The organism is Streptomyces minutiscleroticus (assembly GCF_014650875.1).
Classification (GTDB): Bacteria; Actinomycetota; Actinomycetes; order Streptomycetales; family Streptomycetaceae; genus Streptomyces; species Streptomyces minutiscleroticus.
This window is the reverse complement of sequence record NZ_BMVU01000251.1, coordinates 1-642: the sequence shown is the minus strand read 5'-3', so window position 1 is coordinate 642 and position 642 is coordinate 1. Positions and strand designations below refer to the sequence as shown.

Here is a 642-nt window from a genome sequence, read left to right as displayed (position 1 = left end):
TGGTTTAAAGCGGTTTGGATAATTTGATAAGCTTGGTTGAGTTTTTGGTATTCGTCAATGGATAGAATACCATTGGGACCTGTCCCATACGCTTGATTGCAAGTGGTGGTTGTCCTATTAAGGGCTGGTGTGTTATCAAACGATTGATAGCTTTGATTATTGGTAGGGCCAGGGCCACAGCCAATAAAAAGGGCTATGACTTGCCACATGCCCACGGCGGCATTGAGTGCTAAAGCCACGGCTTGATAGGCTGGGGAAGTGGTGGTAGCGCTAGTGAGATTGATCGCGCTTGAGCTTAAATTGCCAATCGCGCTTGTGATAGCGCTTGGCGTGCTGGCTTGATTGACTAAGGAATTTAAGTAATTGTATTGGTTTAAAAGGTTGCTTAAGTTATCGTATCTGTCCGCAAGGTTTTGCAACGCTCCTGTGTTTTTCACCATTTGAGTGGCTTCACCGATTTGATAGCCCACACTCATATAAAATCCGTCATCTTCAGCCCTTGATAATGAAGCCATGAGAGAAAGAGAGAGTAAGAGGGATTTTTTGATTTTCATGTTTTCTCCTTTTAATAGATTTTTCTTCACATTCCCATGATAGTCATGTTTATGAAAGTTCGCCATTTTACCATAAAATGCTTATTCT

The 642-nt window shown here is 42.1% G+C and carries 1 protein-coding gene; it reads right to left on the bottom strand.

What is annotated here, in order from left to right:
• The coding region (locus tag IE271_RS44600; protein ID WP_506005303.1) for a SabA family sialic acid-binding adhesin at positions 1–548 on the bottom strand (548 nt) is incomplete at its 3' end.
• Between the last annotated feature and the right edge of the window lie 94 nt (positions 549–642).